Consider the following 19,543-nt stretch of genomic DNA (forward strand, 5'->3'; position numbering starts at 1 on the left):
GAGGACACAAATCCTCGGGTTTTTGTTAATGCTAGGGATCTAAACCAATACACCTGTTGGTGCGCCCAGCACTTGGGCAATGACTGGTGGATACACCTCAGGCGTACCATACAGTCTCCAAGTACCATCCTCACCTTGACCGAACAAGCCGTGGATCATCCAATCTGCTGCCAGCATAGCACCCAAATCAGCGCCAATAGACAGCTTGATTGTCTCGCCATTCACACGTTTTGCCGTACAACCAGATGAAGTGATTTCTTGCACGAGTATGGATTCTTCCGTGATATCTTTGATCGCCATCGGGTTGCTGTAAAGATTTTGAGTCGCTTCCTTTTCCAGCACACCACGCAGGCGATAGGATTCCGGCAATGTTTCCTTCAACTCGGCGAACAATGGCTGCATGACAGGATAAAGCGCGTATGGTCCCTGCTTATCCAGCCACTTGAAGAACGCCGTCAAAACAGACATCAAATTTGTTGCCAACGTTTTGGTCGTTGCGTCCGTGCGCGTGAAAATGTCGTGGACGAGGAAGTATACCAGGTCCTCTCTGCGCAGCTGCTCCCATGTGAAAGATGGGCCAAACGCTCCTCTGACGAATGAACGGAAGTTGTTCATGACCTCATCGTACTTTTTGACGGTTGCTTCTGATTTGCCCTCGGTCATCTCTTGCACGAAACGACTGATGTCCGCAAGTCTGTCAGGATGTACGGTGTACACACTCTCCGGCAACCCCTCGATCAACGGACGGCGCAGCAGGTTATGCACATGCAGGCTGTCATTTGACAACGAGAGGCGCGGACGTAGCATGTCCATACGGATAAAGCGAGCCAAGCCTTGTCCGATTTTATGATCCTGTTCCATTTGCTCCATCAGCTTATGGAGTTTTTCATGCAACTCCTCGTTTTCTGTAGCCGCAACCAAGAGCGGAGCCAAATCATCGAGCTGTTCATGGGAAGTAACCAGCCATTTTTCAGCAAAATAGGTTTGGACTGCCCACTGCAACACTTTTGGTGGCATAGTAGGCTGACTCGTGATGAACAGAGTTCCTTTGGACAAACGAGAACCTGTTGAAGTAAGAACGCGAATCTCCTCTTCGTTCTCAAATGCAAGCAGCAGCAAAAGCTCTGCCACTTCGTCCAACTGCGGTGGATACCCTTCCAGAACCAGGCTGTCATCCTGCAAAATCACTTCTGCCTGTACTTCGTATAGCTCCAGCAAGGCATCCTTTAAATTCGGGAACAAATGCTCTTCCTTGCGTGTCGCATATACCCATATCTCACGAGCACCATCTCGTTTTTTCAGCTCAAATGCAGGGTTCGACTCGATTACTTTCAGCAGCTGCTTACGATCTGGCAAAGCATAGGTACGACGCAGAAGCGATTCTTGCTTCGGTGCTTCCGACTCGCTTGCCGCTTCCCCGAATTGAACGATGAAGTGATACAGCTCTGTCGTATAGCTTCTCTTGCTCGTATCTGCCTTCGCCGCTTCTACTTCTGGATGCTGATGTAACCACTCGAGCAGGCTTTCCTTGACATGTGGCTGCAAGATGATGCTGCCAGAGAAGAGCATATCACGCAGACCTAGATTCAGCAGGCGCCCTACGATCAATTGTCCAGGGACAACATTCAACGTATTGGCACGAAGCAGATAGTGTTTTTCTTCCGATATCGGTTGTTGAACCGTGATGACATCACGATCCACTTCCACGATTTCATAAACATTCAGGTGTAGTCCAGCAAACGCACGGCGAAGATCAGGCTCCATCCGACGTCCATGCTGTTTGATATAGTTCTCAAGCAGCGTGCTTCCACCTGTTTTGACGTCCAATACACACCAGTTGAAGAAATGGGCTGCCCACTCAGGACGTGCGACGCTCTCTTGGGTCAAACCTACTTCTTCGGCAAAACGATTCCGCGCTTCTTGAATCGTCTCGCTGGTTACATTTGCGCCGACAAAATGGTTCAGTCTTTCGACCCAGCCAGCGTATTCTTTTTGCAGCTTTTGCTCATGGCGGCTACGCAGCTCCGTAATAGGAGTGACAACCCCACAGCATTTTTTGTATTTTTTTCCGCTCCCACAAGGGCACAGTTCGTTTCTTCCTACCGACATAGAGGGTTTGGATCTCCTTTCCATCCCACGCGGCATGCGCGGGGAATCATGCACAATCCCCCTATTTTACCGCATTATTCGTCATGTGTTCAAGTGTTCTCGCTTTGGTTCATGTGCGATACCCACATCCGTGTTGTTGCTTTCCCATTGAACAATAAATTGTTCCAGTCGATTCATCAACCTGACGATGCGCTGCTTCTCGCCCATGCATGCTGAAATAGCAGAGAGTTGGTTCGTGGCAAAAAGCTCCACCACTTCCTTCTCCATGTCTTGAAGGCGAATCCGATAGCCCGCGATAACATCGCGCAGGATGGCAAATCTCTGCTCTAACCGGATCGTAGCCTCAAGTTTACTCATTGTTCACTGGTCGCTAGCACCTGTTGAATGCCAAGTACGATCTGCTCATGCTTATGTTTCTCTTTCATTAGCACTTCTATAGCTTGCATATTGCTTTGTTGAAAATGAGCGACAACTTCTTGGGACATTTCTTGATTTCTTGTCTCCAAGCGGTTGATAGCTTCTTGCATCAGTTTTTGTACTTCCTCGAGAACTTGCTGGTTGGTAATGGTAGACATAGTAGCATCCTCCTTGGTAAATAGTAGTTCTTGTTGTTCTTCCACCTGGTGTAAGGGATTCGCTGGTTCTTCCGATGCAATTTCTTCTGAGACGGACTCGCTGTTTCCTATCGATACAGAAGGGGCAGCCACTGCAACCTCGAGGGCCGCCTGCTCTTCCTTGGAATCTTCGCTACGAGCAATGATGTACATGGTATCACCGTCAATGCGGAAGCGGTCATCTTGCGCAGGGAGAAAAGCAGCATCTGCAGCAATTCCAACTTCCTGCTCCAGAAAATGGACTAATGTGCGAGCAGCTACCTGCGTAATGCCATTGTCGCGGCAAAACGCATACACTTGGTCATTGCCCAAAGTCCACTCTGCCAAAAACCATCTGCTGTCGCCTTGATATTGCACAAAGCGAGGATCGCGTTCCAATTGCAACATACGAAGAATCTGATTCCAGCCAAACTGCGTTTGACGACGCAGCTCTGCGACAATTTGCTCAAGCTTTTTGGGTGTTTGGCTATCGCGCAAATAGCGATGAGCCAAGTCGTACACTTGATGCGGCTGGTGAGTGACCTCTACGATCGCCTCAGAGCTTCCAACCCGCACTGGAGACTGCTCCATGTTCAACACTTTTTCCAGTATTGTCTCGCAGTCCAGATCCAAAAAAGCATTCAGCTCATTCGCTTCCATCCGGGAGCAGATCTCCGTACGTGGAAGGGAGCGCTCACCGGGCCGGAATACCTTTTTTACAATACTTGGTAGGGTATAAGTTGGCCGTTTCATTGCACTTTCTCCTTCTCGTGATCGGCATTGTTTGCCAAATCAAATGGGAATCAAGAAGATATTCTACAAAAAGAAAAAAAATCCTACCTGCCTTGAAGTGTTTATGAATTCCGATAATGATGAAAGGGAAAACCCGACATGGCTTCTACACCATATCGGGTTTTGGTTATGGGGTAGCTTTCCATTCCAGCCAGATTTCTTCCACTGCACCCGTAGCAGCATTGATCTGCAAAGACTTGGCATCTGCTGTCGGTAAATAGGCCAACTGCGGCAGTTTCGCTGCATGCGTACCTACCTTCGGATACCAGTATGCCAAGCGCAGATTTGCTTCTTTGACATACGCGTCCTTTGCTTTCTCATCCTTGATAATACCGTCTTTCCTGATGGTAGCAGGCATGGACGGCAGCTCATTTACTTGAGCAAGGACTACATTGCCCTTCTTTGCGTCCACTTCCATGTAAAACAGTGGCCTCTTGGTTGGGATACCATCAATCTCAGGATGAAAAGCAAAACTACTGATCGGTCGCACCAGATTTTGATCCGCCCAGCCCGGCAGATTTTCTACCAGACTAGTCTCTTTTACGGAGAAAGATTGTTCTTTGGACAATAAGTATTTTTCCACAAATTGTACGGCGATGTCTTTTGCCTCATCATGTGTGAGCGGCTTCTCAAGCTCCTTTTCTACGGGACCGTCCAGCTTGAATTCAATGGGTGATTTTGTTTTACGGTCGATCGTAATCCACGCGCTTTGATACGAGCTTGCATTCCATTCATGGCGATCGATGTCACTGTTTTTGTACTTCTTGTCTTCTTTTACATTTTTGTACGTGCGTTGATTCAGCTTCAGGCCAAAATCCTTCTCGAGCATCTGCTCCATTTTTTTCGTATCTCGCCAGACTCCCATGTCTGCTGTTCCTTTGATTTTCATCGTCTCATTCGTTGTTTTATACACAGACGGAACTTCTTCGCCAGTCAGAGCATCTATCGTTGGCAATTGGTCAGGCACGTAAACGAGCTTGCCCGCTGACTCATCGTAGACCAATTCCAAGGATACCTTGTCTTGCCACTCCTTCATTGCCTTTTCAAGCGCTACAGTCTTGCTTGGGTCCGCTACTTCTTCTGCGGTAGGAAGCTTTAGCTTTTCTTGCTGAAAATGGACAACCTGACCCTTTGCGTCAACCATGACCCGTGCTGTCTCTTTGTCCACCCATGTGTTGTTCAACTGTGGGTAGACACTGACAACCGCCAGATGATCTAGCTCAGATGCACGATCGTAAGAAAGCATTGCTCGCGGGGAAATAACATGGTCAACTGCTATGTAATTCCGAACAAAGTCCACAGCCTTTTGATAGGCTTCCTTTTGATTGATTTTAGTTGTTTTGTCCCGATTCACATCATGCAGGACAAAACTGGTCATATCTCCCTCTGCATTTGTGGAGATAGTGAGCGTCGTATTCGTGGTAATGATACTCTTTCGATCCGAGAGATTAATGACATACCCCGATTTGCTTGTCCCTCCGTATGAGTCCACATGAAGGCCCTTCATGAGAGGCACATAGTCCTCTTTCAATTCTGTTAACAAGTGAGCGATGTCTTCTGGCAACTGAATGGGTTCCAGACTCGATTTGCCATCATACGCATAAGAAGACAACGGATGCAGAAGTGCCACTGGTGTCGTGACCATGCTGACTGCCAACACAAACATGGCAGCTCTGTTTCGCTTTTTCACAGGAATACCTCCTCATTACAAGACATTACTGTTAAGACGAGCTTCCTGCAAAATCGTTTCTGATTTATCTAAAAAAGCCAACTGCTCGTTTTGCTTAGCAGTTGGCTTTTTGGTCCATTAATACCCGCGCCAGACTTTACGTCTAAGCACGCCAGCGTACGCCCATTCCTCTTCTTCTGTCATGTCCGCTAGTGTTTGGCTCAAAGCGTTCATTTTGCTGTCGATCTGATCCAGGTAATGGAACATGACAGCTGTAGGCGTTTTTCCAGATACAGCACTGCCCCAGCCGTTTTCTACCTCTCCATGATGACTCAAAATGCAATGCTTCAAGTGCAGAACCTCCGCGTCCCCTAAAGAAATATCTAGCTTGCGGCAAATACCGCTTACCATCTCGACTCCCATGACCAAGTGACCAATTAACTGACCTGGCGTGGTGTAGTCAGGGGCGATGGGATCAGACAGCTCGTACAGTTTTCCAATATCGTGTAGGATACAAGTCGCAATCAATACATCCCTGTCTACTTGTGGATACAGGGGCAAGAGGCTCTGTGCCGCCGTCAACAGAGAGACAATATGCTCGAGTAAACCATGATAATAGTTGTGGTGCATGCGAACGCCAGCCGGATAATGGCGAAGACGATCCTGAATCTCCTCTGTTGCCAGCGCTTCTTGAATAATGGCCTTGAGCGTGGCACTCTGCAGGCTGTCGACTGCATGGGTAAGCTTTGTCCACAGTTCCTCTACTGGAACTGGCGAGATCGGAATAAGTGACTCCATCTGAACTTCGTCGGATGCACCAGCCGGTCTGATTCGTTGAATCACCAGTTGCTTTTTCCCACGATACACTTGGACGGCAGCGTCGATCTTCACGACAGCCTTGACGTTAATCCATTCCTTCATTTCTGCATTGACATCCCACAGCTTTGCACTAATGGTGCCGGAGCGATCTCCCAACTCCAAGTTCAAGTATTCACTCTGGTTACTCGCTACGCCTGCTTCCTTGTTTTTAATCAAGCAAAAAGCGACAACACGCTCTCCCTCTTGATAATCCAATAAATATTTCATCTATTTGTCCCATCCTAGCTTATTTTTTTCGGAACAGGGTTTCTTCCAGCTTTTTCACTATTTTCTTGCCGACCAGATCATCCGCTGATCGAACCACCTTCGTAATGACAGCCAAGAGGTCTTCTTCGCCATTCCAATGCTCACGTACAATCGATTCATCGATATCCACCAAAATCTTGCGCAACGCATAAACAGCCAAAATGACGTCGTCCACAAGTCCGAATCCGCCGACTAATACCTCCGGAATAAAATCAACCGGGGTAATGAAGTAGGCAACTGCTACACCCGCTAACGCTTTTGATTGAACACCTACGCGCTTGTCCAGCATAAGGCGGGCCAAGAGAACGAACAAATCTGGTGCAAGCAGTATAAAGTTGGCTACAGAATCATTGACTCCCTTGTCTCGTATGAACGCTTCGATTTTCTCACGCAATTTATCATAAAATCGCTGATGCTTTTCCGGTAATACTACAGGAACCAGTTCGGTCGGCTTCTGAACCACAGGCAGTAGATTTTCGTTGCGGTTTTCTTCACTCATTCTGATCCCTCCGTAGTTGTTTTTTTACATTCGCCTTGTGCCTGAAATACGACCAGGCTGCGATCAATGCGAGCAAAGCGATAAAGAAAATCGCGAGGTTACGAGCAATCAAATCAAACAGCTCATCCCAACGTTCTCCTAATTGCCAGCCAAGCGTCACAAAAAGCAAGCTCCAAAACAATCCACCCAAATAGGTATAGAGCATGAAAGTCGGAAATGGCAATCGCGTAATCCCGGCGAAATAGGCCGTAAACTGACGAACACCAGGGATGAAATAGCCTAGCGGAAGCGCCCATTTACCGACGCGATTAAACCACTCTTCCGTTTTTTTGTAAACCGTATAGCCCATTCCCAGTCGTTTCCCATATCGTTCGAGAAAAGTGTAGCCTAATGTTCTGCCGATCCAGTATGCCACCGTCATCGCTGTAACGGAACCGAGAAAGCAGACGAAAAAAGTAGGCCAATATTCCAATTTTCCCGTTGAGACAAGAAATCCAGAAAAAACGAGCAGCGTTTCTTCAGGCAAGGGCATCCCCAAAATTCCTAGAAAGAACAATCCAAACAAGGCGCCATACCCATATTGAGCAATATAGTCACCGAAGGTTCCCATTACATCTTCCACGAATGTCACCACTTTTCCAGCAAGCTGCCCTCTTCCATTATGCCAAAAGAAAGGCGCATTCACAAATCAGAGCTCGTATGGCAACTATTAATTTTTGCCAACTTGGAGATACTCTACAACATCAATTGAAAACGAATCCAGCTTCACCATTCGCCTTACCCTTAGGGGATATTACAGACAAATGACTTGGGACAAACGAGGGATAGCACGGATGTGGAAAAAAACATATCGAAAGCTAAAATTCGAATACTACAAGGTGCTGAGAATGAAAGGGGCTCCAGCTTTTGTCGCCCGCGGATTTTCGCTCGGAATCTTCATCGAGTTCATTACCCTGCCTACTTTTGGCCTCGCGTTTTTATTGCTTTTCCCGCTTTGCAAGCTGTTTCGTGCCAGTTTGCCCGCTGGTTTGGTTGCGTTTGTCATCGGAAAGCTCATCTTACCGCTTTTCATCCTTTTTAATTACAATATTGGATACGTGTTGATCGGCAAACCGTTACAAGGGCATTTGATCCATCACGAGTCCGGGATGCAATGGCTTGTCTGGGTGAGAGAAAAAGGACTTGTCTATTTTACCGGGAGTGCCATCATGGGACTGATTGTCGCGTTCATGAGCTACTTTCTCGTTTTAACTGGCCTTCAATTGTATCGCCGCAAGAAATTACGGCGCTCATTGCCTGAGGAAAGCCCTACTCCTTAGTCGCTCGAACGAAAAAGACCGGTCCGACAATCGAATGTCAGTCCGGTCTTTTTTGCTCGCAATGTTATGCAAAGTAGCCTTGATCGTGCAGGTGCTCCATGATTTCGGCAACAGTTTTGTCTTCTTTCAAGAGCTCCACGGTTACTTCCACTTGCTCTGGGGACAAACCGTTCGCTCCGAGGCTTTCCTTGATCAACACGTCGTTAGGGCGACGGAAGTACGTTTGCAACGTACGCTTCACACGTCCTTCCAGACTTGTTCTCAGCATCAATTCAGTCGTAGACATCTGTTCCACCTCTTTCCTAGAAAGATTTGCGTAACCCCTATTATCTTATAAAACCGTGGAATAATCAACCTTTCTGCGAAATAGCTTCCTTGCATAGTTGATCCCGGTTTTGGTCATGGGCAGAACGGAGATGTTCATCGATCGATACACCATCATACATCAGTTGGGAAAACTGCTCTGTAAGTACATCTTCCCCTACATTATTGGCGATCCCTTCGAAAACAACTGCACGTGCATCCAACAAATACTGGCGATCACGTGCAATTCGATGCAGAATTTCCTCGCGTCCTTTTGCAGGTACTCCGTGTCCAGGAATGACTTCTTCCACCTCTCCTAGAAGGACCAACCGCTCGATTTTTTCCAGACTCTCCAAATAGGCACTGCTGTCATCGATAAACGGGAACTCTAAATTGGATAGCATGTCACCGACAACAAGCAGCTTCTGCTCCCGGAACAAGGTCGCCATCTGATCAGGTGTATGTCCTGGTACAGGCAGGAACAAGACCTCCTGCCAATCTTGTGCATCCCCCACAAATTTCGTGAACTTCGGCATTCCTACTTCATACGATCTGACCACGTAATACGAGCCATCAAACCGCTTTGCCTTGTTCAGCTTACCCTCGATCCGTCCATCGGTGAGGATTTCCTTTTGTGCAATGATTGTGGCATCCGGAAATTTGCCGACCCCGACAACATGATCCCAATCTCCGTGAGTCAGGACGAGAACGAGCTCTCTTCCATTCCTCTCCCTTTGCACATAGTCAGCAATCGCCTCTATCTCATGTGGAAAATAGGCCGGATCAAACAAGTAGAGACGTTGCTCTGTTGATACGACTGCACTGGTCGTTTGCCACAGACAACTTGTAAACAGCTTGTAGGATTGTGGCATATCTATATGCCTGGCATGATGTTGCGCTTATGCTCAGAGATTCGATGCAGGTAATCGATGCGTTCTTTGGCCTCCGGTCGAGTTTCGCCTGTAATCAGCAAACGATCCAGGTCCTCATAGGTGAAGCCCATCTCCTGTTCATCCGTCTGCCCTTCCCACAAATCGGCAGAAGGCGGCTTCGTAATGATCTCTCCAGGCACCCCGAGCTCAGCAGCGAGAATTCGCATCTCATGCTTCGTCAGGCTTGCTACTGGATTAAAGTCGGCAAGACCGTCTCCGCCTTTTGTCATATAGCCAACATAAATCTCGCTGCGGTTGCACGTATCCGCTACCAGGTATCCTTTTTGGTTCGCGATGGCGTACAACACTGTCATGCGCAAACGAGCCTTTGTATTTCCTTTTGTTTTGTCATCAAGCCCAAGTACACTCTCGATAGCAGGAACCAAAGCGTCGTAAGCAGGCCCTACATCAACCGTGTGCAAATTGAATCCAATCGCTTCAGCAAGTCGCTTGGAATCTGTTTCATGAACGGTTTGCGAGTAAGCAGGCAACCAAACGCCAATGACACGTTCAGAGCCTAATGCACGAACACACAGCGCTGCCGTAACGGCACTGTCAATCCCACCAGAAATACCGACGACTGCACCGCCGAGACCATTTCCGTCAATTTGCTCACGAATAAAGGCAACACGTTTTTCCACGTCTTCTTTTACATGAATCTGGTAGTTCGCCAGATGTTCTTGAAACTTGTCCACGCTACCTACCCCCAGGGTTGATTATTTCTCCCTCATCCTACCATGCCGTTTTCGGTGTGGCAATTGGCGCAGAACGGGACTACACTATATACTATAAAGAGTTCTTGACTAACGAGGAGAAGGAGAGAGTCGATGATTATCCTCAAGACACCTGAAGAAATTGAACTCATGCATGCAGCAGGCAAAATTTTGGCTGCTTGTCATCGTGAGATTGCCAAGATGATTCGTCCAGGCATTTCTACCTGGGAGATTGATCAATTCGTAGAAGAATTTTTGGCTGAAAATGGCGCGACCCCTGAGCAAAAAGGGTTTCATGGATATCCCTATGCCACATGCGGTTCAGTAAATGATGTTATCTGCCATGGCTTCCCAAAAAAAGAGCCTTTGCATGATGGCGATATCGTCACTATCGACATGGTTGTTCGCAAAAACGGCTGGCTGGCTGACTCCGCTTGGTCTTATGAAGTGGGAACAGTGTCCCCAGAAGCGAAAAGACTGCTGGAAGTCACTGAAAAATCGCTGTATCTCGGTATTGAGCAAGCTGTCGTAGGCAATCGGATCGGTGACATTTCCCACGCCATCCAAACGTATGCACAAGCACAAGGCTATTCTGTCGTGCGTGATTTTACCGGACATGGTATTGGTCAGGAAATGCATGAGGAGCCGTTCGTTCCTCACTTTGGCCCTCCTGGCAGAGGTCAACGCCTCAAAGAAGGCATGGTCATTACCATTGAGCCCATGCTGAACATCGGGACGTACCATGCGACGGTCGATGAAGATGGTTGGACAGCACGTACTCGCGATGGGAAGCTGTCCGCTCAATTCGAGCACACCCTCGCTATTACCGCGAATGGACCTGTAATCTTAACAAAACAATAAGGATGTACGTAAAGCCCTTGCATTGTCAGGGCTTTTTCTTTTTCTCCCAATGTGCTCGGTCGCACATCCAAGCGTTGACATCCCTTCTTCTGCTCCGTATGATGCAAGTACGTTTTGTTACTACCCAGTAACAATCTTATCCGACCAGCAACCGCTAAGTACAAGGAGGGTTTCATCCCATGTCCGATACAATCTCCTCGAAGCAACTACGAGATATCCCATTGTCCGTTCTCGATTTAGCACCTATAACCGAGGGTAGCAACGCCGCTGAATCGTATAAAAACAGTCTTAATCTAGCGCAGCAGGTGGAAAAATGGGGCTTTACTCGTTATTGGCTTGCCGAACACCACGCAATGCCCAGCGTAGCCAGCTCTGCCACCTCTGTTCTCATCGGTTACATTGCCGGAGGCACCAGCAAAATCCGTGTTGGCTCAGGCGGCATTATGCTGCCCAATCATGCTCCACTCGTGATCGCCGAGCAATTCGGGACACTGGAGTCTCTCTATCCAGGCCGGATCGACTTAGGTTTGGGACGCGCACCCGGAGCGGACCAACGAACAGCACGTGCGCTACGCCGCGATTTGCGGGTTGGTGGAGAGGATTTCCCGGAGTTATTGGAGGAGCTGCGTGAATATCTTCGTCCACGAACAAGCGAGTCGTCATCAGCCATCCGCGCTATTCCTGGCGAAGGTCTGAACATCCCGATCTGGCTGCTCGGTTCCAGCGATTTCTCAGCGCGACTGGCGGGTATGCTCGGATTGCCTTTTGCATTTGCTGGACATTTTTCGCCTAACTTTACATTGCCTGCGTTGCAGACGTATCGTCATTGTTTCCGTCCATCGGAAGTGCTGGATCAGCCATATGCCATGGTTGGCGTCAACGTGATGGCAGCCGATACAGATGAGCTCGCAAATCGACTGGCTACCTCCCATTACCAGGCATTCTTAAATCTCGTCCGCGGCGATCTCAAGCCAATCCAACCACCTGTGGACAATATGGATGAGCTATGGAGTGAATTCGAAAAACTGTCTGTCCAAGCACAGTTGCGTTCTTCCATCATCGGCAGCCCTGCTACCGTGAAAAGCAAAATGCAAGAGTTGCTCGATGCTACAGGCGCAGATGAGCTCATGATTACGACGCAAATGTACCACCATGCTGATCGTGTTCGCTCTTTTGAAATTGTCGCTGACGTCTGGAAGTCCTAAATGGGGGATGGTATATGACGGAAGCAAAACGTCCTCGCGTGCCTCGTGAAAAAGCACAAGAGATCATCTTGAACGCTGCAGAAGAATTGTTTTATCAAGAAGGAATCCATGCCGTCAGTGTAGATGCCATCGTCGAGCGTGCCGGAATGAATAAAATGAGCGTCTATCGGCAGTTTTCCTCGAAAACGGATCTGATTCTCGCCTACATGACCCGAAAGCAAAACGTATTTTGGCAAGAGTGGGAAGAGAGCATCGCCAAGCATCCCAATCGGCCACGAGAGCAAATCATTCAGTTTTTTGCTGATCTGGCTGAGCGAGCGACCAACGAGGAATTTCGCGGCTGTTGCTTTATCAATGTAGCTGTCGAGTTTCCTGATCCGGTTCATCCTGTTCGCGAGTTGGTTTGCTCTCATCAGAAACGCATCCGCGACGCTTTTTTGGACCGCACGACTGCCCTTGGCGCTGCAAATCCATGCGAGCTGGCCTATACGCTTATCTTGTTGATGGAAGGTGCTTACGCGGACAGCCAGACATACGGAACCGATAGTGCAGCGATCCGCATGGTTCCAGCCATCGTAGAAAAGGTTTTGGATCAAGCGCTTCACAATTAAAAAAGTGGCTCCCTGCCTTCTTCGGGCAGTTGCCACTTCCTCTTTTTGTCGCGCATAGAGCTGTTTTAGCGCTGAGCACTGGTTGCATACTTGTCTTGTTTCGTCGTCATCGCTTCTAATTCTTTGACGTCTTGTTCCAAGTCATGGATGTCTTCTTCAATCAGTTTTTTCAGATGTTGCTTTTCCCGCAGGATTTTGCGGGTTTGCTCCAAACGCTGATTCAAATCGAACACGCCGAGATACACTGCTTTTCCCTCCCTATGTAGGTTTTCCACCTTACATGTTATGCAGCGATCTCCAGAAGTTGCTGACCAATTTTTTTGTGGGATCAAAATAGGTAAAAGTGAAAAGAGACTTCCCGTGAGCGTAAAGCCCTGGAAGTCTCTTCTTTACTTTACAGTCCCTTGTATTTGCCCAATTCTTCACGCAGGCGATACACTTCCTGTACCAAAGCACGCTTCTCCAGACGGTCAATCTCCTGATCCAAATCGTTCATACGTGTATGTCCACTATATGGTACATCATGCATCGGAAAACCGTCTGAAGCGTATGACCATTGCGGTTCCTTTGGCATGATCATCGCCATTAGCAAGTAAAGCAAAATCGGTACTCCTGTAAAAACAGTGAGAACGACAACTCCTACACGTACCAGCGTAGAGTCAATGCGCAAAAATTGCGCAATCCCACCACAAACTCCAAATAACCGTTTATCATGAGAACGGTATAGTCGTCTTTCCATCATTGCATTCCACCCTCTCTACAGTATCCGCTTGCCTTGTATCTACAGGATACCCGATAGGCGAATCCGGTAAAATGGTCCGTAGAGGGATTTGTCCTCCGTCGCTGGACGGAGATCAATCACTTGGCAGGCGGCTCATAAACGGGGCGGGGACGATCAAACTGTTCGCCCAGAGTCGCATACGTATGGCCTGCTAATCTGCTAACGGGTGCAAACGCTGTAGCATCAATCCGTCCTGCATGATACAGCTCATCTTCTACATGTACATGCACCACTTCCCCGATAATCAAATCCGATGTGGTCGGACTACCTAATTCCACAATCTGATGCAGCTTGCACTCAAAATGGATGCGGGATGCACGTAGTCTCGGCACCTTGACGAGAACAGATGGGGCAACTTCCAGCCCCACTGCCTCTACTTCACTGATCTCTGGCGGATAATCAGCAGAAGTCTGATTGACTGCATCCACATTGTGTACGTCCACCATATTCACCACGAATTCTCCCGTTTGCATGATGTTTCGTGCCGTATCCTTTGGGACACTCCCCGGCTTGCGCATGACGGCAACTGAAACCATCATCGGTTCAATGCTGGCGACATTAAAATAGCTGAAAGGAGCGGCATTGACGATCGCCCCCTCCCCTAAGGAGGTGACCCAAGCGATCGGCCGCGGGACGATGCAACCGATCAAGAGCTTGTATTTTTCCTGCCGTTCAATCTCGTGAATAGCGATTTCCATTGCGTTTTTGCACCTCTTCCTATTCCTGCGGTGGCAACCAGCTTGACATGTATGCCTCATCCTCGATTTCCAACGCTTGCTTTGTAACGTGAAGCGGGTGGAATGTGTCCAGCATAACAGCAAGCTCCTGCGTTTCTTTTTTCCCAATGCTCGCCTCTACCTTGCCTGGATGCGGCCCGTGAGGAATCCCCATTGGATGCAGAGTGATCGAACCCTCGTAAATACCTTTTCTGCTCATAAAATTGCCATCAACGTAGTATAACACCTCGTCACTTTCTACATTACTGTGGTAGTAAGGCGCAGGGATTGCTTGCGGATGATAGTCATACATCCGCGGAACGAACGAGCAGATGACAAAGTTTTGACCGGCAAAGGTTTGATGGACAGGTGGTGGTTGATGAATGCGTCCAGTAATCGGTTCAAAATCATGAACACTCAGTGCATACGGATACAAATAACCGTCCCAGCCCACAACATCGAACGGATGGAAGTCAAAGAAGTAGCTGTAGACCACAGATTGGCGTTTGACGCGCACTTCGAAGTCTCCGCTTTCCACATGTGTCACCAATTTTTCCGGCAAACGAATATCACGTTCACAAAACGGCGAATGTTCCAACAATTGACCATGCTCGTTGCGATAACGCTTCGGTGGCACGATCTCATTCTGTGACTCGATGACGAGGAAACGACTCTGCACAGAAGGTACTATCCGATAGGTCGTGCCGATCGGAATAACGAGGTAGTCGCCCGGCTTGTAAGTGAGTGTACCGAAAATCGTTTGCAGCTCTCCCTCACCTTGATGGACAAAGACAACTTCATCCCCATCCGCATTGCGATAAAAGTAATCCATCGGCTCTGTCGGTGCGCATACTGCCATGACGACATCGTTATTCCCCAGCATGTAGCGACGTCCGAAAATCGGGTCCCCACCCGGCTGAACATCAAACGTTTTAAAATGCTGATGCTTTAAATCAACCTGCTCCACATATTCCAAGCGGACGTCTGCGTATTTGCGCGTCTCCCTCACTTGGGTTGGTGGATTGTGGTGATACAGAATGGATTGAATTCCGGAAAACCCTTTGGTTCCCATCACTTGCTCGCGGTACAGTCCCCCATCCGGCTTGTAAAATGTCGTATGCCGCTTTTGTGGAACTTCCCCCATTCGTTGATAAAAAGCCATACGTTCCTTCCTCCTTTTTTCATCCTTATTCACAAATCGTATTGCGAAGCACACCGAGGCGTTCCACCTCTAGCTCCACTACATCACCTGGCGCAAGCCAAGCATACTGCTCTGTCCCGAGCTCCAAAATGCAGCCAGTCCCTACCGTTCCCGATCCGATAACATCTCCGGGATACAAGGAGCAATCCTCTGAGGCGCGGGCAATCATTTCAGCGAATGTATAGTGAATGTCTTTGAAGTTTCCTTTTGAATACTCCCTACCATTGATTCGTGCCACCATCTCCAGATCGTAGCGGCTGCCCTTTTCGCCTGTGATGCGTACATCCGCCAGCTCCTCCGGTGTAACCAGCCACGGTCCCATGGACGTTGCGAAATCTTTGCCTTTGGCTGGCCCTAAGCCGACCTTGACCTCTTCCCGTTGTATGTCCCGAGCGCTCCAGTCGTTTAAGATACAATATCCTGCGATGTGCTCTTCCGCTCGTTCTACTGGAATGTTTACTCCTGCTTTTCCTATCACGCAGGCAATCTCCAGCTCATAGTCCAGCCACTCGGTTGCTTTAGGTCTGCGAATATTCGCTTGCGTCCCTGTAAAAGCTGCTGCATTCGAAAAATAAAAGACGGGGAAGTGATACCATTCGGGCACCATCGGAAGTCCGCGTTTCGCTCGTGCTGTCTTCACATGGGCCTCGAAGGCGTAAAAGTCACGAAAGCTGACGGGACGTGGGAGTGGCGAACCTAGCACGACTTGCTCTAAATCCCAACCATCCTGTGCCTCGTATGCTTTTTGGAGAACGGGTAACCAGTTCGCCCACTCCTCGAGTAAACCAAGCACTGTACTCGGCGCCTCCGGGCAAGCATGTGCAATATCTTTGACTTTTCCTTCGTGCAAGAGCCCCGCTCGCCAAGCATCCCTTTCCCTTTCTCGATAGGAAACCAGCTTCATGAAACCCTCTCCTTCTCTTGGGCAATAAGAAAACCCAGCTCACCCCCAAGGCAATTCCGGTGCATGACAAAAATAAAAAGGGAGGCCCTCTTTGTCAAAACGATCCGAAACAGGCATCAGGCGCAAGCTGGGTCTCGTCTGCTACTGAAAAAAATCTTTGCGGGATTTTCCCCCGCAGACAGCCAGCTATTCTCTGTTGTGTTTCCAATGTTTGTAACGAATTTCTTCTATCATATCGAAAACGCTTACAGCTTTCCAGAGGGAAATGACGAAATTTTTCGCCTAGGTCATTTCCTTGCACGGATAATCGGGAAAAAATTGTTGGACGAGCTGCTCCGTATCACTTGGCAGCGGCTCCTCCCAGTTCATCGCAAGACCGCTACGCGGATGGACAAAGGATAGCCCCCATGCATGCAAAGCTTGTCTGCCGATATGCTCCCGTTCTCCCCCGTACAGATCATCTCCTGCAAGTGGGTGCCCTTCACTGCTCATATGTACGCGAATCTGATGCGTGCGCCCTGTCTCCAACTTCACCTCGACAAAACTCATTCCTTCCCCTCGGGCAAGCACACGATAATGGGTAACAGCTGTCTGCCCATCCGGCCTTACCTGTCTGGTGATAAACGAATTTTCCGCCAGACCAATCGGCGAGTCAATCGTACCTTCGTCTGACTCCACGAGCCCTTGAACGATAGCTCGATAGGTCCGCTGCAACGTCCTGATCTGCTGCATGCGGCTGAATTGTTCATGCGCCCATTGATTCTTGGCTACGATCATCAAGCCTGATGTATCTTTATCCAAACGGTTCACCGCTCGGAACTTTCTGTGCTCACCACGCTTTTTCCAATAAGCGATCATCCCGTTGGCCAAAGTCCCACTGGGATGATTTCCTGTCGGATGAACGACCAATCCCGCTGGCTTTGCGATGACCATCAAATCCTCGTCCTCGTAACGGATGGAGAGCGGCATGTCCTCTGGGGCAACGGTCTCTTCCGCCTCTTCTTCAACCATGACTGCTATTTTATCGCCGGCATTCAATTTTTCGTTCACGAATACGAGGACGCCATTCCGTGTAATGGAGCCTTTAAACTTGGCACGAATGAGCAAACGACGAGATACACCATACCGCTTTTGCAGTACTTCTCGCACGGTTTGCCCTGCATCTGCCTCATCAACCGTAAAGCTTATTAATTCTTCTAGCATGTTGTCTCTCCTTTAAGTCTTCCCTTCCCCTCAGTATAACAAAAAACGATCATGGCTGTTTGGCCATAACCGTCTGGGGTGTCTATCAGATGTTGTCTTTCACTTCGATGACAAATGCATGACCTGCATCACCTTGCGTCCACTGACCGCGAACATCGAACAAATACCAGCCCGGCTGTTCGGGTGCTTTCCACTGATTGCCGTTTTCTACTGCTTGCTCAACTTCATTCATACCGTTCCATTGGGTTACCTTGAGTGTATTTGCAGTTGGCTGCTGGGCAAAAGTGACGGTCAGCGTCGCACCAGGCTTTACTTGCAGGGGCGCAGGCTTTTGCTCTGCGACGAGTTCCGGTGGTGCCGCCGTATCCTTGCAAATCGCCTCGCTATTATAGCTCCAGCAGGAAGATGCAGGCACCGTCGCAGCAGTTTTTCCGCTCCATTCAATGACTGGCTGTGGTGGTTCCCCAAGCTGCGAAGTCCCTTGCGCGGACGATCCGTTCCCACACCCTGTCAGTAATAGTGTCGCTATCAGAAATAGTTGACCAAGCCATCCTACCTTTTTCATCCAATCACCTCAAACCTATGACGCGAGAAAAAGGGGATTCGTTTCATACAACTTGGCTCAGTCGATCATTGCCCTATGATTGCCAAACACGAGCAGGAATCGAAAAAGTAGTAGAGACCTCTTTTACATAGTCATCAAGTTGTTCTGCCGGATTTTCGATTGGCTTGCCATGGCATACTTCCAAATAGCGTGGTCGCAATTGGCCGACGATCAAACTGCTTTTGAGTGCTTCAGCCATATCCGCCGTAAACATAGGCATGGGACGATGCAATCTGCCGCGTTTGGAAGTAAACAAGTCTCCCGCCAAAAGAACTCCATCCTTTTCGTGATAATACACCACATGCCCCGGAGAATGACCAGGTGTCAGATAAGGTTGCAATTCGCCAATGGGAGCTATATTCCCTTCGGCATCCTCTGGCAAAGACTGAGCCAGGCCAGGCTGGACGTTTACTTCCAGCTTTTTACGACGAGGATACAGCTCTTTCCCTTCCATATAAGGTATCTCGATTCGATGGGCAAAGACTGGTACAGATTCTGCCACCGCGATTTTTTTTACGGCCCCCACATGATCCGAATGACCATGCGTCAGCAAAATTCGTTTGAGTGGTCCTGCATTCAACTGTTTGATAAAAGCCATAATCCGTTTCGTCATAAATGGCATCCCTGCATCAACGAGCGTAACGCCATCTTCCTCCCTGACAATCCAGACCCGCAAAGGAATCAACAACCACGCTTTGATACACCAAATGTTCGCCGAGATTTGCTCCACTCTGATCATTCTCTCGTCACTCCCTGTTCATTATTTTTTGACTTCCTGCGAGAAAAACATCTACAGCTAAAGCGAATGTAGGTGCCAGCCTTTCTATCAAGCTGTCCAATGGTTCTTCGGAATGTGTATACGTACCGACGATGCCATGCAACGTGTAGAAGTAAATCCGTGCATGAGCCAGTGCTTTTTCTTCCTCTATGTCACTTGGCAAGCAACGTCTTACAGCCTCCCTCAATAAACCAAACAATTGATTCCGCAGCGTTTGCAAGTCTTTTTCCGGCTCCTCTACATCGATCCGAGAGGCTTTGATCATGAAGAATAGGGTATACATCGTTCGATTGCGCAAGCAAAAGTGGATGAATTGACTGCTGATTTCACGCAGGTTCTCTTCTGGTGTTCGTCCGTGTTTGGAAAGTGTTTCTTCCATTTGTAGAGCCAAGCTTTGCAAAGGTTCCTTGGATAGATGATGAAGCAGAGCTTCTTTGTCCTTGAAATAAATATAGAGGGTTGTATGGGAACAGCCGGCTGCTTTGGCGATTTCCCTGATGGATACCGTATCAAAGCCTCGGGTTGCGAAAAGGTCTGCTGCCGCCGTCAAAATCGCCCGTTTCGTTTCTTCTGAGCGTATTTCTTGTTTGCTTGCCATGCGAGATATTCAGCTCCTTGCTTCTCA

General features: G+C 48.6%; 23 protein-coding genes. 4 read left to right on the forward strand and 19 right to left on the reverse strand.

The window, feature by feature from the left end; genetic code table 11:
- Positions 1 to 39: 39 nt before the first annotated feature.
- The 7 genes from HP568_RS10145 to HP568_RS10175 form a co-directional block, all read right to left on the reverse strand.
- Entirely contained in the window at positions 40 to 2,109 is a 2,070-nt protein-coding gene (locus tag HP568_RS10145) for a YecA family protein (RefSeq protein ID WP_048033921.1), read from the reverse strand.
- A gap of 81 nt (positions 2,110 to 2,190) precedes the next feature.
- Positions 2,191 to 2,466 carry a hypothetical protein gene (locus HP568_RS10150; RefSeq protein WP_056485582.1) on the reverse strand — a complete coding sequence of 92 codons (276 nt, stop codon included), beginning with the start codon at positions 2,464 to 2,466 and terminating at the stop codon, positions 2,191 to 2,193.
- Entirely contained in the window at positions 2,463 to 3,455 is a 993-nt protein-coding gene (locus HP568_RS10155; protein ID WP_048033923.1) for a hypothetical protein, read from the reverse strand. Before HP568_RS10155 ends, HP568_RS10150 begins: the two co-directional genes overlap by 4 nt.
- A gap of 166 nt (positions 3,456 to 3,621) precedes the next feature.
- Positions 3,622 to 5,184 carry a YcdB/YcdC domain-containing protein gene (locus HP568_RS10160; protein ID WP_173628994.1) on the reverse strand — a complete coding sequence of 521 codons (1,563 nt, stop codon included), beginning with the start codon at positions 5,182 to 5,184 and terminating at the stop codon, positions 3,622 to 3,624.
- Between the two features lie 117 nt (positions 5,185 to 5,301).
- Complete coding sequence (locus tag HP568_RS10165; protein WP_048033925.1) at positions 5,302 to 6,249, reverse strand: 3'-5' exoribonuclease YhaM family protein; 948 nt, start codon at positions 6,247 to 6,249, stop codon at positions 5,302 to 5,304.
- A 19-nt stretch (positions 6,250 to 6,268) separates the two neighbouring features.
- Positions 6,269 to 6,787 carry a YkvA family protein gene (locus tag HP568_RS10170; RefSeq protein ID WP_048033926.1) on the reverse strand — a complete coding sequence of 173 codons (519 nt, stop codon included), beginning with the start codon at positions 6,785 to 6,787 and terminating at the stop codon, positions 6,269 to 6,271.
- Positions 6,780 to 7,409, reverse strand: coding sequence for a DedA family protein (locus tag HP568_RS10175; RefSeq protein ID WP_048035903.1), 630 nt, complete (start codon positions 7,407 to 7,409; stop codon positions 6,780 to 6,782). Before HP568_RS10175 ends, HP568_RS10170 begins: the two co-directional genes overlap by 8 nt.
- Positions 7,410 to 7,620: 211 nt before the next feature.
- Here HP568_RS10175 and HP568_RS10180 point away from each other — a divergent pair, with 211 nt between their 5' ends.
- On the forward strand, positions 7,621 to 8,106 hold the full coding sequence (locus tag HP568_RS10180) for a DUF2062 domain-containing protein (protein ID WP_173628995.1): 486 nt from the start codon (positions 7,621 to 7,623) through the stop codon (positions 8,104 to 8,106).
- A 64-nt stretch (positions 8,107 to 8,170) separates the two neighbouring features.
- On the opposite strand, the gene HP568_RS10185 is transcribed toward HP568_RS10180, so the two are convergent.
- The 3 genes from HP568_RS10185 to nadE form a co-directional block, all read right to left on the reverse strand.
- Entirely contained in the window at positions 8,171 to 8,392 is a 222-nt protein-coding gene (locus HP568_RS10185; RefSeq protein ID WP_048033928.1) for a hypothetical protein, read from the reverse strand.
- A gap of 64 nt (positions 8,393 to 8,456) precedes the next feature.
- Positions 8,457 to 9,281: an MBL fold metallo-hydrolase gene (locus HP568_RS10190; protein ID WP_173628996.1), complete on the reverse strand. Its 825-nt coding sequence runs from the start codon at positions 9,279 to 9,281 to the stop codon at positions 8,457 to 8,459.
- A gap of 2 nt (positions 9,282 to 9,283) precedes the next feature.
- Complete coding sequence (gene nadE / locus HP568_RS10195; RefSeq protein WP_173628997.1) at positions 9,284 to 10,036, reverse strand: NAD(+) synthase; 753 nt, start codon at positions 10,034 to 10,036, stop codon at positions 9,284 to 9,286.
- 132 nt (positions 10,037 to 10,168) lie between these two features.
- Here nadE and map point away from each other — a divergent pair, with 132 nt between their 5' ends.
- From map to HP568_RS10210, 3 genes are all read left to right on the forward strand, one after another.
- On the forward strand, positions 10,169 to 10,915 hold the full coding sequence (gene map, locus HP568_RS10200) for a type I methionyl aminopeptidase (protein ID WP_173628998.1): 747 nt from the start codon (positions 10,169 to 10,171) through the stop codon (positions 10,913 to 10,915).
- Between the two features lie 179 nt (positions 10,916 to 11,094).
- Positions 11,095 to 12,120, forward strand: a complete 1,026-nt coding sequence (locus tag HP568_RS10205) for an LLM class flavin-dependent oxidoreductase (RefSeq protein ID WP_173628999.1) — start codon at positions 11,095 to 11,097, stop codon at positions 12,118 to 12,120.
- 14 nt (positions 12,121 to 12,134) lie between these two features.
- Positions 12,135 to 12,731 carry a TetR/AcrR family transcriptional regulator gene (locus tag HP568_RS10210; protein ID WP_048033933.1) on the forward strand — a complete coding sequence of 199 codons (597 nt, stop codon included), beginning with the start codon at positions 12,135 to 12,137 and terminating at the stop codon, positions 12,729 to 12,731.
- Between the two features lie 65 nt (positions 12,732 to 12,796).
- Here HP568_RS10210 and HP568_RS10215 read toward each other — a convergent pair whose 3' ends face one another.
- The 9 genes from HP568_RS10215 to HP568_RS10255 all read right to left on the reverse strand — a co-directional run bounded on the left by HP568_RS10215 (position 12,797) and on the right by HP568_RS10255 (position 19,516).
- Positions 12,797 to 12,976, reverse strand: coding sequence for a hypothetical protein (locus HP568_RS10215; protein ID WP_048033934.1), 180 nt, complete (start codon positions 12,974 to 12,976; stop codon positions 12,797 to 12,799).
- Positions 12,977 to 13,125: 149 nt separating this feature from the next.
- The gene (locus HP568_RS10220) at positions 13,126 to 13,473 is read right to left on the reverse strand and encodes a PspC domain-containing protein (protein WP_173629000.1); all 348 of its coding nucleotides are present in this window, start codon (positions 13,471 to 13,473) and stop codon (positions 13,126 to 13,128) included.
- 116 nt (positions 13,474 to 13,589) lie between these two features.
- Positions 13,590 to 14,210: a flavin reductase family protein gene (locus tag HP568_RS10225; RefSeq protein ID WP_173629001.1), complete on the reverse strand. Its 621-nt coding sequence runs from the start codon at positions 14,208 to 14,210 to the stop codon at positions 13,590 to 13,592.
- 19 nt (positions 14,211 to 14,229) lie between these two features.
- Positions 14,230 to 15,390, reverse strand: a complete 1,161-nt coding sequence (locus HP568_RS10230) for a homogentisate 1,2-dioxygenase (protein ID WP_173629002.1) — start codon at positions 15,388 to 15,390, stop codon at positions 14,230 to 14,232.
- Positions 15,391 to 15,415: 25 nt separating this feature from the next.
- Positions 15,416 to 16,333, reverse strand: coding sequence for a fumarylacetoacetate hydrolase family protein (locus HP568_RS10235; RefSeq protein WP_173629003.1), 918 nt, complete (start codon positions 16,331 to 16,333; stop codon positions 15,416 to 15,418).
- Positions 16,334 to 16,615: 282 nt separating this feature from the next.
- Positions 16,616 to 17,536 (reverse strand): RluA family pseudouridine synthase, encoded by a 921-nt coding sequence (locus HP568_RS10240; protein WP_173629004.1) that lies wholly within the window; start codon positions 17,534 to 17,536, stop codon positions 16,616 to 16,618.
- 85 nt (positions 17,537 to 17,621) lie between these two features.
- Positions 17,622 to 18,101, reverse strand: a complete 480-nt coding sequence (locus tag HP568_RS10245) for a hypothetical protein (protein WP_173629005.1) — start codon at positions 18,099 to 18,101, stop codon at positions 17,622 to 17,624.
- Positions 18,102 to 18,174: 73 nt separating this feature from the next.
- Positions 18,175 to 18,879 (reverse strand): MBL fold metallo-hydrolase, encoded by a 705-nt coding sequence (locus HP568_RS10250; protein ID WP_173629006.1) that lies wholly within the window; start codon positions 18,877 to 18,879, stop codon positions 18,175 to 18,177.
- A 7-nt stretch (positions 18,880 to 18,886) separates the two neighbouring features.
- A complete protein-coding gene (locus HP568_RS10255) occupies positions 18,887 to 19,516 on the reverse strand; it encodes a TetR/AcrR family transcriptional regulator (protein WP_048033941.1) in 630 nt (209 codons plus the stop codon).
- Positions 19,517 to 19,543: the final 27 nt, after the last annotated feature.

Origin of the sequence: Brevibacillus sp. MS2.2 (assembly GCF_013284345.1) — a bacterium.
Taxonomy (GTDB): domain Bacteria; phylum Bacillota; class Bacilli; order Brevibacillales; family Brevibacillaceae; genus Brevibacillus; species Brevibacillus brevis_C.